This is a genomic window from Dyadobacter sp. OTU695 (assembly GCF_038440355.1).
Classification (GTDB): domain Bacteria; phylum Bacteroidota; class Bacteroidia; order Cytophagales; family Spirosomataceae; genus Dyadobacter.
Genome location: NZ_JASATN010000004.1, coordinates 389519 through 405710 on the forward strand (window position 1 = coordinate 389519; position 16192 = coordinate 405710).

Sequence of the window (16192 nt, forward strand, 5' to 3'; positions counted from 1 at the left end):
ATCGCCAGACTGGAGATTCCGGCGAAACCTGTTACACCGTATTCTCCAATCACGATATCCATTTATCCTCCGGACCAACCAAATTCCAGACATGATTATACGTCGTATCTGATCCCTAAGATTGTTTCACTAGTGTTCCAAAGATTTGTTCCAGCAACCGGTTGATCTGCTTTGCCCGTCGGCAAAATAACAGTTGCTTTAGGATTGATAAACAAACCTGTTTTGCCCTCCAAGTCACCCGACGATGCGGCATATATCGCTGACCCAGCTGCCAGCTGCGGAGTAGTGGCAACAAGCGGCATCAAGATTTTCCTATACAACCATGGCCAGGCCGGATTCCCTGGCCCCATACCCGACGTGGACACTCCTGGATCGGCTATAAATACAGAGATTGAAGTTTCCTCCAATTTCTTTGCTAGTTGAAGCGAATATTGCACCAATGCCAGTTTTGCCTGGGCCAATGCTCGGTAGGGTTGATATCTTTTTATCGACTGTAAATCAGCAAGATTGATTGCTCCATGCTTGTAGGCACCACCCGCGATATTTACGATTCTCGCAGCCGGAGCGGCCCGCAACATTGGCATCAAATGGAAAGTCAAATAAAACGGTAAGAGATAATTTAGGAAAAGGATCTTTTCAAAACCATCTATGGTCACTTCTCTTTCAATTGATATGTAACCCACATTATTTATCAGCACATCTATTGAGGGATATCTAGCCGATATGCTATCGACAAGTTCGTCCACTCCCTCAGTACTCGATAAATCAGCTATAATAGCTCTTACAAAAACGTTCGACGACAAACGTCTAATCTCTTCGACAGCCTGACTGGCCCTATCGCTATCACTGCCAACAATGATAAGTTGTGCTTGTTTTTTAGCAAGTTCGGTGCCAATCGCTTTTCCGATACCAGCTGTACCTCCCGTTATCAATACTGTTTTGCCTCGCATATATGTTATTATTTTAATACGTTGCAAACCTAAATAGTAGAAGTATTTATAAACGATGACCAAAATCAAATAATCAGTTATCATTTTAAATCATTTACCACTCATACGGCTGCGGATCCTGCTAAGGGTTTCTTTCGTTACACCAAGATAATTTGCAATGAAGTGTTGAGGGACTCTAACTAACGCGCCAGGTGAATTTTGCATAAGCTTCTCATATCGTACCTGAGGCGAATCATACAAAACAGAGGTAAGCCTTTCGAGGTTATAACAAACGGTTTCCTCCGCAATCTTTCTACCTAGTTTTTGCAGTTCCATGTCAGTTTCGAATAGAGCCCAGATGTCCGAAGCTATCATACAAGCTACCTCTGAATGCTCCACTGCAATAATATCGTAGGACGAAGGTACACGTCGAATAATACTATAGTAATCCGTAACAAATTCATTTTCAACTGCAAAATCGAACGTTCGTTCAATTCCATCAATATCCTTAACAGAGCGAAAACAACCACTGATGATAAATCCGATGGTAGTGCAATGCTTATTTTTCTGCTGAAAAAAAGTGTTTTTTTTGAATTGATAAATTTTTGTGATTCCGGAAATATATTTCCAATTTTGCTCACTTAGTTCCACAAATTGATTAAGATATTCTTTTAGCTGTTCCATAGGGGGATTGAGGCTGAGCAACCATGTTAATTGTTTGAAAATACTGCTGCTTATTTGAATCGAAAGAACTTTATATTCAAGTCATGATTTAGAATTTAACACCGCCATCTCTACATTTCAGGCACTGCAATCTTGCATATTGGAACAAGCCAGCTAATGACGTACCCCATTTTCCGTGTAGATCATTTTCAATCGTCGTTGGCGAATAAGTAATGAGATCATTTCGTGCGATTTCCTTATAAGACCAAATTCTTAAACGCATCTATTAAGAGTTGCTATACAATTCTTGTTTCGCCCCAATGAGAGAAACGATAAAGCCATAAACATCCAAATTAACAACTTCAATCGCATAAGGAGTATTTGCTAGAAAAAATCATTTTCATTTTCTTAAGGCCGGGCAAGCCCTATTGCCCAATTTCAGTATTTTAGCAGATTACTTATAGCCCGGATCTGGATTTAGATGAACAGTCCGCAAGGAGGTGAGCACAAATTCTTCAAAGAATTTGCCCTTCAACAGAACGCTTCAGAGGATACCAGGTAAGCTATTTTAGAGCTCCCCTTTACTATATCTCCTTTCCGTATATTACTTTCACCTGCGGATACTTCTTGACAAAGTTTCGTAGCATTTGAAGGCTCTGAATGGCTTGCTCCCGATCCGCCACCCTTCCCGCCTCCACGCCATGTTGGAATTGAAATTTGGTCGTGATAGCTTCGCCTGTATAAAGTACCGGCCCATGTTTGCTCACGATCAGGAAAGCTAACTGGCCCTTGGTAAATCCAGGCGCAGAAATCGCCCAGATAGATTGGTCTCCCAAGATATCAATTACAGGTCCGAGTTTATCCACTTTTTTTGCCGTACTAAAATCAATTTGCCTAATCGGCGAAAGACCTTTTAAGAAAGGAGCATGGAATAGCAAAGGGACGTTGAGGTATCTCTCACCAGCACCCGAGATGTATGTGATGTCTTTTGGTAAGTTTGGAATGCTTGCGGTATGGTCAGGATTCCAGTTCTCTAAAAAAATCGTGTGTGGCTTCGCTTGGTGTTCTTTCAGCAGACTAACCAGATCATTCCCAGGATTCTGCCTGGCCTTCCATGTCCTATTTGCCATCAGTCCGCCAATCTTGCCATGCGCATTGGTGGAGTATGAAGCATCGTAACCCGTATTTATCAGAAAATCACCTTTGCTTTCATGTCTAAGTAAAAGGGTCACATTTTTTAGCCAAACATCCCCTGTCGGATATTTACTTGATTCAGAGTTACTCAAGTTAATCAAGTCTTTTCTATTTGGCAATACTTCCCCAGTTATTAGGTGCGTTAATTCGACTTTTCCGGCTTGTTGAAATACCAGTTCCCAAGAAATTTCTTCTCGTTGGGCGGGGTTAGAGTAGCTGAGCGTTTTGGGAGCCGAGCACGCAGCAATAACGACTAAAAAAAAAGCGCTAGCCGCCAGAAACAAGCCATTTCTGTTTTGATTCATTTTATTACGTTCCATGATTGAGAAAGAAAATTGATAGTTGCCTTTTACGAACCGTAAAGTTACTGCGGTTACTCAAGCCGGAACGTTGATCAGAATCAACAAATGAATTTGACGGATTGCGGCATCGATCGCCAGAGTAAAAATCTGAGATGAAAGAGGCAGGTTTGAGGTCCTATGACAGCATGTTAGCGGAAAATGCGGGTCACTTCTGATAAAACGAATTATACGCCCGCTGCGCAAGTTCAGATAGGTATCCACACACGGCGGCTGGTTCTACCACTTTTACCGCACTCGTAAACGGGAATAGCCAGGTCGCAATGTACGGGAGCGAGCCTACCAGGAATAACATTTCCAATCTGCCTTCGGGTAGGTCCTGTTGGTGTATCCAACCATATTGGTGTTTGGTATCATGTAGATGCCCCAGCTGCGCAGGCGATACGTCCGATAGGTCGAATTGGACCAGAACCCTTTCCTTATCCCTTCTTTTTGCTTCATCGATCCAATATTGCTCCATTGTTTCTCCGCGCGGCGAAAATTCTTGATCGGATACCACAATTGACCAAAGCGGTACAGGCTCCTCCGACGCATTTTGGATAACTTAAGTGAGAAAGATTCAACAACTAAACCTGATGTCCTCCCAGGTATTCGGACGATTGAAAGTACAGTTTCGCTTGGATAAGTCATAAAATGAAAAGTGCCCATTTGATCACACATACACTGTGCCAGCAGCGATCGGAAACGGCGCTGGTGTAGTTCTTTCTTTTCTTCCAACTTCATCATGAGCCGCCCGATTGGCTTGAATGTGCTTTTCAAAGATCCTTTGCCTGTAGATGCTTAACGAGCTGGTCTTTAGCCCATCTCTCCGGCGGTTTGCCCATTGCACATTTCTTTGCATAAAATGTCTGTCTGAAAATTCCCAGATTGATGAAGTCGGCAATAGATTATCTGACCACAAGTCGCGCAGCAACGTGTAGTCCAGCAATTGCTTTTTGAGTATGTCAATGATGTGCCATTCCCTGACATAACAATTCCCAGTACCTCGGTAAGCTGATTAACGGAACATTGCTTTGAAATGAATCCGGTTGCTCTGCTCTGCAAGCAATGATGGCCATATAATCTTTTAGGATATTCCGTAAATATCGGTAGCGGTGCCGATGGCGCAATGAGTCTGCGTTCAGATCGAAGCCGGGCTAACTCGATCTATTTCAGGATTGGGTCAAGGCCAATCCATCCCGGGTACCTCCCAGGTTCCCCACCTGTATGGCATTGATCAGGGTAGCCTTGCCTATATGGTAGATAAGCCGGGCGTGGCAACGCAGATCACAACCAGGTTTGCATGGAATTATCCGAAGTTGCGCCGTAATTGCGTATCAGCAAGTGTTTGGATCCGGATAACCTGTCCCGGCAACTCATTACACAGCCACGGACATTTCAATGACCGCGCCGTTGTGTTTCAGGATACGGTATGGGTAAACCTGAAAATTGTCAGTTTTTCGGTAAGGGCGAACCGCTAACTTTGTTTGCTCATATATCTGGTTCTTACCCATTTTCTTCAGGTACGTATTCTAAAATGTCACCTGGCTGGCAATTTAAAGCTTTACAAATGGACTCTAGTGTGCTGAAACGAATTGCCTTCGCCTTTCCCGTTTTTAGGATAGACAGGTTGGACAGGGTCAATTCAACTCGTTCGGAAAGCTCATTGAGGGAAACCTTCCGCTTTGCCATCATCACATCCAGGTTTACAATGATTGGCATAGCTTAAACAGTTAGATCGTTTTCGTTTTGAATATCGATTCCTTTTTGGAAAATGGCCGCAATAATATAGATCACAGCTGCCATTAATACGAAAGCCTGGCTGTCTGCCCAAAACTGGGTTAGGTTGTCTGTTGCAAAGCCACGGTGCGCTAAATTGTTGGCGGCTTGCCGGGCTATATAACTTAAAAGTCCGATGGAGAAGGTAAAGTAGCTGATTCGCAAAATCTGCCTTGCGACGAAGCTGTTGAAGGGCTTGGATAAGTCAAATCTGGTTACCAGCATGGTGACAAAATAGAAAAGGACTGCTTTCAAAATGGCTATGGCCAGTATTAAACTATATATGCCAAAGAATGCCCATTTGCTAAGATGATACATCTCACTTAGATCGAGCTTCTGATACAAGTTTTGAACGAAATCGGGTTTATAGAGGCTGAATATGAAATTTACGATCAGCGCCCCGGCTTCAATGCCTAAGCCGACAAAAATTAGCCATGCAACAATGCGCAGGCCTGTAAAAACGACGTTGTTTACTTTTGACATAGCTGATAAATATTGGCTTGCTAACGCAAGCTTAATGTATTTTTATTGAAAAACAATAAAAATATACCTTTATTTGAGATGTGCTTACCCGCCGACGGGCGGGCTGCTCCGCCATTTTCAAGGATGGAATGAAACGAATTAGGATTTTAGGGAACGAACCAGGTAGCTGAGGGTTGACAGGAAAACCTTCAAGGGAGCATTTTGCGATTGACTTAGCCATTTGTACAAAAAGGTTTCAGTTTCTTATCTTAGTTTTGACGTGTAAATGACTGACAACATGGGAAATACCAGGAAGATCCATCCGGATTTCTTGTTTTATCTGGAATTTAAAAGCAAGGACCTGACCGATCTATACGAAGATTTGCGGATGCTAGTCCTGGAAGTTTGTCCTGGCGCCAATGAGTTGTTATACCATACGCCTGCACTACACCCTGTATTCGGTAACGGAGAAAATGACGGACGGCTTTTGCAGCAATAGACGCAGACAAGCCACCATTGCATTGCTAGTTTCAATATCCCTAACAGCATTTACCGTATTGATTATGAATGGCCTTCATATAAAAGGAGGTTCATTTGCATATTTTCTTAATATGCTAGGAGGGATAATTTTGTCTGAGTATTTTTTCAAAAAAAAATTTTCCAAACGACAATTATGTATATAAGAAAATTTGGAAGGCCCTTCTAATATCAATCGCAGTTGCAGCTCCATTTTCGTTGGCTATGATCTTTGCACCAGCAGATTAATCATTGAGTATGAATGTACCATGGGAAAACCCATGGCCCCCTGAGATACTAATTCCCTCGCGAATTCAGTAGAATACATTTCTTGTAAACAATTACCGGACTACGGTTTTTATTTTCTTCTTGGGATTTCCGTGCAGCGCACCAGTAAAGCTTGATGCCTGCATTAGTAATGGAAGTAACCGGCGATAACCCGTTACCATAAGCGCCGATAATCGCGATCGGATCAGATTACTACCCTTCTTGGAAAACCAAACTTACCATGACAATTAAATGCCTGCGACTTGCAAGTATACTTTACCTGCTTGTACCCAACCTGATTTTCTTCTGCTTCTGGACAAGTGGTGTCACCTCCTTTGTCGGATTGCTGCTTTGTGGATATTTTTTGGTCCGCGAATTCAGTTAGAACGACCTTGAAAGTACGCAAAGAGGATCTCAGCGCGACCTTTGGGTGCTTAGCGTTTGTGCAGTGGCTATTACTTGTATTTGTGGTATTTCCGGTTTATGCTACCAAACGTTCGACTACTGGTGCCACAATACCAAGTTCTACGAGCTGTATCGCTATGACTGGCCAATTCGGATACCGGGAGATGGGCCGGTAACCGCCTATTATTACGGATTCTATCTCGTGCCCGCACTGTATTCAAAAATGGCAGGTAAAATTAGCGAACTGGCTATTTTCCTGTGGACATTTGTTGGGTTTTTACTGGGGTTGAGCTGGCTCTACATAGTATTGCATAAAAAGATGCTCTTTGTATTTCTGACCCTGACCATCGGTGACCTACCACACGTGTTGAAAAGTATTTTCTATAAAATATGGGGACATCTCTACAAATTCGGCGATTTTGGTGTGGAGTCGTGGTCCAATTTTGAAAACTCGCTTTGGGTGCCCAACCAGGTTATACCTACACTCATTATCAGCGGAATGCTCGGGTACGCTCTTAAGGAAGGTATCCGACTGGAACGTATGGTGCTACCGGTAGCACTTTCCTTCTGGTGGGCCGTGTTTCCTGCTTTTACTTGTGGCCTGCTCGTTGGCATCCTTATCCTTCATAAATGGTTTACCCGGAAGGGGAGCTTTCACATCGCGACCACCGTGAATGAAGTCCTGTTGCCCTGCTTGTGTTGTGCCCCGGTGCTCGTCCTATATCTGTCACACGAGAAGCCCCCGATATCGGGGTTCATCTGGCAATTCAGTGAAAGCATGAATAGCCGGGCCATAGAATATTCAGTTAACATTGGTATCAATCTCATCGTGTTTTATCTAGGTTACCGGTTCCTAACCGGCACGGATAGCAAACGCCTGCCCGGCCTTCCATTGTACCTGATCCTTTTTTTCATAGCTGTGTTCCCCTTATACAGGATCGGGAAAGTGAATGATTTCCTTTTTCGCGGACTCATGCCTTTATTGCTTATTGTCGGTTTGTATATGTATCAACATCTTTCGGCCCCGAACGGAACCTTGCGATTACTGACTCAACCTTCGAAGGCTCCTGTACGTTGGGCAGTAGCCGTACTTTTAGCAGCATCATCTATTATTGCCGTGTCCCGAATAGGCCGTGCTGCATACATAAACAAAGCAACTGGCGAACTGTTGCCCGAACATGTTAGTTTTGTTCCGATTCCCTACGACGCTTACGCCAATATTTATGAAGTACTTAAAGCCAGATGGTCTCAAATGGAGGCCGACCAATATGTGGGAAAACAAGATTCTATCTACGAGCGGTTTATAGCTCCCCGGCATAGCTACGACCAATAAAGACGGTTCTTGTAAGTGACCAAGCGCCCCATGCTCCTGTCTAAGAGAGGGATTCAACCCCTTTGTTAGAAGTTGTGGGATGTTCCAATGCGAGTTCAGCCTTGATATGTTCTTTGAAGACTAACGGCCCGCCTTGGTTTTGATAAATCGTATTGCCCCAATTTACAACAACCATAGGCCGCGCCACGGGGTAGCCTGCATGTTGCGACTTCCTAATTCCAAAAAACAGCAGCTAAACGCCATTTTACGGAAATGCTGTAAGACATACAGGCGTCCGGGAAAGCCGGATTGAAAATCCATGATGAAACTGTAAAGTCAAGAATTCAAGCCTGTATAGTAAAATCAACCTTTAAAAAGAAGGTGTATAATGTGCTGTTAGTCGCAAAAAGTGTATAGCTATTCTGTTTAGAGATAACGCACTTCATGCCGCAGTTTGCTCCGCCTACGCACCAACCCAAGAATTCAACCATGGTTCCTCCGGTGGTGCATATCTGATCTTCGTTGGATAGGTTCTCCAACGCCAATTCACCCATTGAACCCACTGCTGAAATCGTCTTTAACATGGTTACTCCCAATGTGCAATGGATGGAGCATAATGTCTCCGTTACTCTCCTCTTTTTCACTTTTAGTGGGCCTTACCAGTTCGAGTACAACTAGATTTACACTTTTCATTTTTAGCTAAAGTTTGGTGTAGAAAATACAAACCATAAAAACTCCGTCGGTCGACGTCATGATCTGGAATGGCAAGATGGTAGTAATCAGGAATAAAAAATTAGATATTTTAGTGCGAAGATCATTTTTCGACGAGTGGAAAATTTTCTTCGACTAATCGCGCCCGTTCAATGACGAATAAGAAGATGAATTGATGTATTGCCAGATGAACTTCTATATGGCTTGGGGACGGCTAGCTACGGGCTTTTAACTTTGACCTAGGCCGTACCTTATGCAGGCCAAGGCCGCGCTCCGGGAAAGAATGCCGATCCCGCAAGTGCCCATGCCAGCGACCAGCAACTGTGCGCCGGTACGCTCGCATTCATAGGCGCGATGATGTAAATCTGGCTATACTTTTGGCAATAGCAATTAATCGAGCATGGATCAGGCCCCAAAGGAAGAGCTGCCACGGGAGTGGTGGCGTTTTATGATAATCGGAAGTTTTCTGTATTCGATATTTTATACAGTAGCAGAGAAAGTCGCGGCAGTTGAAAGACTGCCGTTCCGATATTTTGTACTGTCAGGTGTGCTAGCTTTTGCCGTCGAAGCTGCACTATATTTTTCCATCCGGAATTGGTCCGGACGCAGAAAGGCGGCCGTAGTCTTGGGCATCGGATTTATCTGGCTAGGGGTTTGTTTATTTGTTGGTCGATAAATTAACAGGTATGAACTGGGTATTAGCATCGGTAGGTATTTTGTTGATTTTGCTGGGTTTAGCTATCTGGCGTTTCGGACTAGTCGGTTGGCTGAGCGATATCCCAAAAGGAGGTAAAAAATCATTGATAGAGAGAAAGTGGCCACGCTTGGCGAGAGTTATTTAAGCCTGGTAGGGATATGCTTCATCGCTTTCGGATACGCTGTCGAAAATTTACAAGATCAGACGATAATAGTGATTGTAGCTTGCTATGTCCCAATCAACATGGTCGTATTGGTTTCATATTTGGTGGCCGAAAGCAAGAACATGCGCAGATAATTGAGTAACAGTCAAATGATTTCATAATGATGCTAGGGGTGGTTTTTCTAATTATTGGGATCATGTTCATGGTTATGAGCCTGGTTACATGGAAGTTTAAATGGCTGGGGATAATTGCAGGGTATGACGAAAAGAAGGTAGTGGATAAGAAAGGTCTGGCGTCTTGGTTCGGGAAATGCACTATGGGTTTATCTATGTGTGCTGTTTTGCTATCAATAGTATGTTTTTATGTCGAGCCCTTCAACGATAACATCGCCTTTATTTGCGGCATATTTTTTACTATAATATTGATGATTGGAACGGCAATAACTCTTTCCGGGATGTCCAAATATTACAAATTTTAGAGTGTCGGGGAAAACACCCGTGGCTGTCGCACAACTGCCGCTAAACTTCTCACGTTGGTTCCCATCCGTCTCATCTGAACGAAAATATAATTTGACACGTAAATCTGTCCAACGGCTCTAAAAGATAGTCCTTGGCTCGTTGAAGGGCACTTTCAACGATCTTCTTGGTGTGTAGACATTTCATGTATTTTTTAGTATTAAAGGCAATAGCTATTCTAACCTATGACAATTCTCGTCAAAGAAAAAGATCGTCTAAGGGTCGCGAGCCCGGATGGCTAACATTCCAGCACCGGCCGGCAAATCTCCAATATAGGCGAGACTTATTTTAGCATTACCACCCCATTGTCGCCGATTATCAATATTCCTGGACGCTTATGAACTTTGGTTGCCCAAAGCTGCCTTTTGTAAACTTTCGTATGCATTGCGTTAATTTTCCAGCCCGAGCGGAATCACGTTCAACTAAGGGAGGACACATTTGACTTTTTTTTAAAAAAAAGACGTTTCTTGTCAATCAAGCACCTAAAAGTCATCATATGAAAGCACCTCTGAATCCGGTACAAACAGACACGAACACGGCTTCCCTGTCCGAAAACAGTGGGACAAAACCTTTGGCACCGGGCGAGAAGGATACAGCAGGTCTTGATGTTCTGGATTTGAGCAGGCAGGGTGATAACAGTCCGTTGTCGTTTGATTACAATAGAAAGACCTTTTATACGGTAACTCTATTACAAGGGAAGTATACGCTTGAGTTTGAAGAAAGAAATATTGAAGTATCGGGCAATTCACTGATTTTCACCAGCACTAAAATTCCCTTTGGCATACATGCGCCAGAAGGAGTGTATGCAGGAATAAGCTGCCTGTTTAAGGAGGATTTCATTACAAAAAGCAATAGTGGATACCGGCTGCTTGAATTTCCGATCTACAAACCAGGCAGGCAGCACATATATGCACTGACCGACGAGCAGACGAAGCATTTCATTGGGATATATGCCAAGATATTTGATGAGAAACACGCCAACAGTGATTTCAAAGATAATCTGCAACGCACGTATTTGCTTGAACTTATTTTCAATGCACAAAAGCTTGATCCAGCTAGCTCGTATGTAAAAACGAACAACACAACCGAGGAGATAGCCTGCTCATTTATCCGGTTGCTGGAATCACAGTTTCCGATCGAATCCGCCCAGGATATCCTTAGATTAACAACGGCGAAAGATTTTGCGGATGATCTGGCATTACACCCCAACTACTTAAACAGGCAGGTAAAGCTTTCAAAAGGAAGAACAGTCACCGAAATCATAGCGGCACGAATAATCCAGGAAGCGAAGATCTTATTGAAGGTCACTAACTGGAATGTTGTAGAGATTGCCACCTCTCTGGGCTTTGAGCAGCCATCCCACTTCAATTTGTTCTTCAAAAAGCACGTCAGCGTATCTCCGACAGATTACAGAAAAACCATAAAATAGCTATTTCGTTGTTTAATAGCGCCTTACGCGGAAGTTTGAATTTAGTAAGGATTGGTTTTATTTATGCTAACCCGGCCTTTGTGATCCTGTTCATCTTTGCATTGTAATTAAAATAATTTACAAAATGACAAAGATAGCATTAGTAACAGGAGGAAATAAAGGTATTGGTTTTGAGACAGTTAAACAGCTTGCGCAACAAAATATTAAAGTGTTACTGGGAGCAAGAAATGAGACTGAGGGAAAAAAAGCAGAGGAAACCCTGCGTGCGGAGTCGCTGGACGTAACCTTTATCAAGCTGGATATCAGTAATTCTGATGATATAGAAAACACCAAAAACCTCATTGAAAACCAGTTTGGCAAACTTGATATCCTGATCAACAATGCAGCAGTATTCCTGGATAATGCCTGGTTTGGTAACAACACCGAAACGGTTCCTCTAAAAACGCTACGTGACACCTTCGATATCAATTATTTCGGGACAGTGGAGCTGACCCAGTCATTGTTACCGGCGATCAGAAAAAGTGAAGCCGGGCGGATCGTGAATATCAGCAGCCTCTCTGGTTCTTTTGGCGTCCATCTCGACGAAACACATTGGCTTTACCCATTGAAACCATACGCGTACAGCGCCTCTAAAACAGCATTGAACCAGTTTACAGTATTTTTAGCGAACGCCCTCGCAGATACTAAGATCAAGGTAAATGCAGTAAGTCCGGGTTGGGTAAAAACATCGATCGGCTCGGACCAGGCGCCGCTTACGCCCGAAGACGGGGCTAAAAGTGGTGTGGCATTAGCCCTACTGGATGAAAACGGCCCAACGGGTACTTTCTCTCAGGATGGTGAGACCTTGCCGTGGTAAAACATTATTGACCATTAACACCGCCCGGTATGAAGTTGTATTTTTGAAAGTTCGGCAGTCGCTGGAAGTTAACAGTGTATCATAGTCAACTGTATGAATATAGAAGAGTTCCGGGCGTTTTGTTTGTCATTGCCTGATACCCGTGAGGCCTTGCCCCGGTATAGCCAGAAAAGTAATGACAGATTTTGTTTGAACTTCATGCTCGCACATTTTAAGGTTGGTAATTGTGTCCGTGGAGAACCTTAAATCAAAACCGCCTCAATCAAACATCTGATTCGGTCACCTAATTTACCGAATCCAACAGGTGACCGAATAGGTGACCGAATGGATTGGTTCATTATGATTCAGACTGATCTGCCTTTTTGTAAAATGTGCTGATTATCAATGCATTTTAAACAAAAAAGGCACACTTTCGTGTGCCTTCTGTGATCCCGCTGGGAACAATTTAGATCTTGAAAAAGCCTGTATATCAATTATTTGCAATTCCCTTCAAAATAGGTAACCGAAACGGTAACCGATTCTTTTAGCTCGTTTTGATGCATTTCAAGCGTCTCAACAGTCAAGCAAATATACTTACAAATGCTGACAATCGCTTGCAGATTTGTCAATAGACAAGGGGGCAGCGATTGTTGTCGATTCATTAATTGCAACGTTATCTATATTGAATTTGGCCCCCGGAAAGTTAAGTTTAAATGCCAAAGTTCATTAGTGTATTGGGTACGATTTTGCAGTGTCCCCTCCAGCCTTGTTCTGGGAGCATTTCAATCAGTGCAACTGTCCGGTTGACATAGGAGATTATTCCCAACTGTACCAGCGAGTGAAAGTTCTATGCTGACTAATTTATTAATTGCTGCCGCGAGTCTAGTGAAAGAGGCATACGACAAAAGACGGCGTACGGAAACTCTGCGGACTTCATTCATTTTTTAGTGCATTTATTGGGTTGGATCTTCCCGCTTTAATTGTTTGGACGCAAACAGCCAACATGCCAGTCAGTAAACCTACGGCCGCTGCCAGAATGCAGGCCGCCCCTGAATGTTGATTCGATGTACGAAATCTTGCAGCCAGTGCTCCATAGCGTACCAGGCAATTGGTGGGGAGGTCATTGGTTGCAACGGATTGCCGCCGACTATATGTCCCATATCGGCTTGTAAAACACGTCTTACTTGTCTATAAACAGCACGATTTCGGACACGGCCATACCTCCATTCGCGACATAGCCTGCCACCATCGACATACTTCTATGTGGAATTAGGTGATCTTTTCATAAAGAAATGGAATGTAGCCACTACTTTTGCACACATACATATGGTCTAACGACCTTATTCATCAACATGCAATGAACGAATTCATTAACTACCTTAATAGCATAGTCGAACTACCACACAACGCTCAGGAGGCAATCAATAAGATCACCATTCATAGGGAGGTTCCTAAAAATACTATACTTCTTTCTCATGGTGAAATCTGTAATGAATTCCATTTTTTAGCAACTGGCCTGGTTCGTGTTTTTTATTATAAGGATGGTAAAGAGGTGACAGCTTGGTTCGCTTCACAAGGGGGAATCGCCAGTGCAATCGATAGCTTATTCTCGGGATTGCCATCCATATATAACATCCAAACTTTGGAAAGTTCGGAAATATTCAGCCTTCAATACGGGAAGCTAGAACCGGTTTTCCGAGATTTTCCTATAGTCGAAAGGCTTGGACGATTAATGGTAACCTATAACTATCTACTACTGGATGAAAGGATGAAGCTATTTGCATTTTGTACTGCAGAGGAGCGCTATGAAAGGCTGATCCAGCAATTTCCCGACATCTTTCAACGCACAAAGCTTGGGCATGTTGCTTCCTATTTGGGAATTACACAGGAACACCTAAGTAGAATTCGGGCAGCCTACAAAAATAAGTAACTACTGTGATACGATTTTGATAAATATCAAAGGATTTGGTTTCGTGCGGTTGCAGATTTGGGTTGAAAATAATTTCAACTTTAAACAATCCGCTTATGAAAAAGCTTTCTTTGTACTACATTTTAGCTATTGTTTTAGGCCTTATATTTTGGGCCTGTAAAGAAGAAGACGTTAATACCGGTAGACCGTCGGTAGAAACAAGTCAGTCTGATTCGTTGGTTACCATTACAGGAGCAAAGGCCTGGTTCGAAAATGTTTACCTCGTGAAAATGCAGGCGTCGCTATCTAATAATAGGGAGAGGAAAACATTTTGGGAGAAAGCTTTTATGAGCAAAATGTCCAATGGGCAGCCGTTAGTGGTTGTTCCCATTGAACATCATAAGGCCGGACAATCTCCCAATAGAGATACGTACTTGTGGATTTTTAAAGATGATTTTAATCGTTACACACCGAAAGTCATTGAGTATTTGAGCAGAGGCGAATCGGTCAATAATGACCTTTCTACTTTTACAGGAGCAATGACGGTCAGGGATTGGGAGGGAAGGCTCTTGAATGGATTCATATTCAAAGACGGCGTGCCTGCGGGGCTATTAAAGAGTGTCGACGGAGAAGAGCAGTTACGCCTACAGGAGGCCAGGAACGGCAAAGGCAACGGGACAATCTGTGATCAGATATGGGAAACGAGGGGTACTTGTACCGATTACTATTACAAAGTCTGCATCAACGGAAATTGCACGGATTATACGCACAATGGTACGTTTTGCGAATTGTATGAAATTACATACCCAAAATGCTATTGGGTTGCAGATTTCCCGGGACAAACTTCTCCGTATGGCAGCGCGAGTTGCCGATGCGAGACAATGCTGCCCGGTGATATAAGCTTAAGTGACTATGAAGGAAATTATGTATTTGTCGGGCCTAAAGTCCCCATTGCAAATTTGATGCAGCGATTCAGGAATGTATTCGGCATGGGCATGGATGGAATGCCGAAAGACCCTAAATTTAAGTACAAATTGACAATTTATATAGATCAACCCGTCTCAAAAACCAGGGCACTGGTCCAAACAATCCTCCCTGACCGTAAGCCGGGTCATACGTTCTTAGGTTTGGAACAATACAACTCGCAAACAGGAGAAACAAAACGACTGGTATTTGGGTTTTATGTACAGGAAGAATGGAAGGCGGGTATGTTGTTGAGCTCACAAGGCGCTTGGGGCGATGATGGCGGTTCGACTTTTGACATTTCTGTATCTGGAAACCTCACCGCTGATCAAGCCCAGATGGTATATAATCAGGTAACTTATATAGGGACCCCCGACTATCATATCACGGAAAGAAACTGTACCACAGTGGCTGCCTCAATCATGAACCCATATGTACCAATGCCTGGCGGTAAGGGAGAAATCGGCCCACTGGGGTTGGGTATGACGCCGGGAGCCCTAGGACAAGATATTTACACCAATACCTCAACATACGGTCCATATAATCTCAAAACAGGAGACAATTTGATAGCTCCCACCTCAACAAACTAAAATCGAAAATGAAAAGGCGGAACTTCTTTATTTTGGCGGCGGTGTTCGGAATTATTCTGATTTCCAATATCCCACTTATAAGTGTATTTATCGGAATGGTTACCACGACTGAATCCATGAAGAGCGAAATCCCGCAATTCGTAAGTGGGAGTGGAAATTTTGCAACAACTGGAGCTTACCTAAAAGGCGGAACACCTGAACATCAGTACAATGATTTGTTACGCCAATTCAATGCGTATAAAGCCGAAAATCCAGGAGATACTACGCTTTATAGGACTTTCAAAAGTAGTCCGCTCTTTTTTTGGAGGTGGTATCGAGACTGGAAGAACAGATATAATCCCTTTTACCAGCTGCCGTACAAAAAATACAAGAAAGATTAAATGGCAAATTAAGTCCTGGATCAAAGTTACTCCTGCCGCTTTTGCTGCGAGAGATTATGGGAATAGGAACGAATAAATGAACTACCGCTAGTATTCTTAACAAGAAAAGCCTCCTCAAGGGAGGCTTTTCTCTGC

15 protein-coding genes are annotated in these 16192 nt (G+C 43.2%); 8 read left to right on the forward strand and 7 right to left on the reverse strand.

Features of this window, described 5'->3' with window-relative positions; translation table 11 throughout:
• Positions 1-95 precede the first annotated feature (95 nt).
• The 6 genes from AAHB90_RS11670 to AAHB90_RS11695 form a co-directional block, all read right to left on the reverse strand.
• A complete protein-coding gene (locus AAHB90_RS11670; RefSeq protein WP_342085257.1) occupies positions 96-1034 on the reverse strand; it encodes an SDR family NAD(P)-dependent oxidoreductase in 939 nt (312 codons plus the stop codon).
• Positions 1035-1040: 6 nt separating this feature from the next.
• On the reverse strand, positions 1041-1613 hold the full coding sequence (locus AAHB90_RS11675) for a Crp/Fnr family transcriptional regulator (protein ID WP_342085258.1): 573 nt from the start codon (positions 1611-1613) through the stop codon (positions 1041-1043).
• 563 nt (positions 1614-2176) lie between these two features.
• Positions 2177-3106, reverse strand: a complete 930-nt coding sequence (locus AAHB90_RS11680; RefSeq protein WP_342085259.1) for a hypothetical protein — start codon at positions 3104-3106, stop codon at positions 2177-2179.
• A 187-nt stretch (positions 3107-3293) separates the two neighbouring features.
• Complete coding sequence (locus tag AAHB90_RS11685; protein ID WP_446717893.1) at positions 3294-3605, reverse strand: hypothetical protein; 312 nt, start codon at positions 3603-3605, stop codon at positions 3294-3296.
• A gap of 1025 nt (positions 3606-4630) precedes the next feature.
• The gene (locus AAHB90_RS11690) at positions 4631-4846 is read right to left on the reverse strand and encodes a helix-turn-helix domain-containing protein (protein WP_342085261.1); all 216 of its coding nucleotides are present in this window, start codon (positions 4844-4846) and stop codon (positions 4631-4633) included.
• 3 nt (positions 4847-4849) lie between these two features.
• Positions 4850-5386, reverse strand: coding sequence for a DUF2975 domain-containing protein (locus tag AAHB90_RS11695; RefSeq protein ID WP_342085262.1), 537 nt, complete (start codon positions 5384-5386; stop codon positions 4850-4852).
• A 277-nt stretch (positions 5387-5663) separates the two neighbouring features.
• Here AAHB90_RS11695 and AAHB90_RS11700 point away from each other — a divergent pair, with 277 nt between their 5' ends.
• Together AAHB90_RS11700 and AAHB90_RS11705 are read left to right on the forward strand one after the other, a co-directional pair.
• The gene (locus AAHB90_RS11700; RefSeq protein ID WP_342085263.1) at positions 5664-5864 is read left to right on the forward strand and encodes a hypothetical protein; all 201 of its coding nucleotides are present in this window, start codon (positions 5664-5666) and stop codon (positions 5862-5864) included.
• Between the two features lie 732 nt (positions 5865-6596).
• Positions 6597-7886, forward strand: a complete 1290-nt coding sequence (locus AAHB90_RS11705; RefSeq protein ID WP_342085265.1) for a hypothetical protein — start codon at positions 6597-6599, stop codon at positions 7884-7886.
• A gap of 525 nt (positions 7887-8411) precedes the next feature.
• Here the strand turns inward: AAHB90_RS11705 and AAHB90_RS11710 are convergent.
• Positions 8412-8558 (reverse strand): hypothetical protein, encoded by a 147-nt coding sequence (locus AAHB90_RS11710; RefSeq protein ID WP_342085266.1) that lies wholly within the window; start codon positions 8556-8558, stop codon positions 8412-8414.
• Positions 8559-9599: 1041 nt separating this feature from the next.
• Between AAHB90_RS11710 and AAHB90_RS32780 the strand changes: the two genes are divergently transcribed.
• From AAHB90_RS32780 to AAHB90_RS11735, 6 genes are all read left to right on the forward strand, one after another.
• Complete coding sequence (locus AAHB90_RS32780; RefSeq protein ID WP_446717896.1) at positions 9600-9914, forward strand: DUF3784 domain-containing protein; 315 nt, start codon at positions 9600-9602, stop codon at positions 9912-9914.
• 533 nt (positions 9915-10447) lie between these two features.
• On the forward strand, positions 10448-11380 hold the full coding sequence (locus AAHB90_RS11715; RefSeq protein WP_342085267.1) for a helix-turn-helix domain-containing protein: 933 nt from the start codon (positions 10448-10450) through the stop codon (positions 11378-11380).
• Between the two features lie 124 nt (positions 11381-11504).
• A complete protein-coding gene (locus AAHB90_RS11720; RefSeq protein WP_342085268.1) occupies positions 11505-12236 on the forward strand; it encodes an SDR family oxidoreductase in 732 nt (243 codons plus the stop codon).
• A 1336-nt stretch (positions 12237-13572) separates the two neighbouring features.
• A complete protein-coding gene (locus tag AAHB90_RS11725; protein WP_342085269.1) occupies positions 13573-14145 on the forward strand; it encodes a Crp/Fnr family transcriptional regulator in 573 nt (190 codons plus the stop codon).
• Positions 14146-14240: 95 nt separating this feature from the next.
• A complete protein-coding gene (locus AAHB90_RS11730) occupies positions 14241-15677 on the forward strand; it encodes a hypothetical protein (protein ID WP_342085270.1) in 1437 nt (478 codons plus the stop codon).
• An 8-nt stretch (positions 15678-15685) separates the two neighbouring features.
• Entirely contained in the window at positions 15686-16057 is a 372-nt protein-coding gene (locus AAHB90_RS11735; protein WP_342085272.1) for a hypothetical protein, read from the forward strand.
• The last annotated feature ends 135 nt before the right edge of the window (positions 16058-16192 follow it).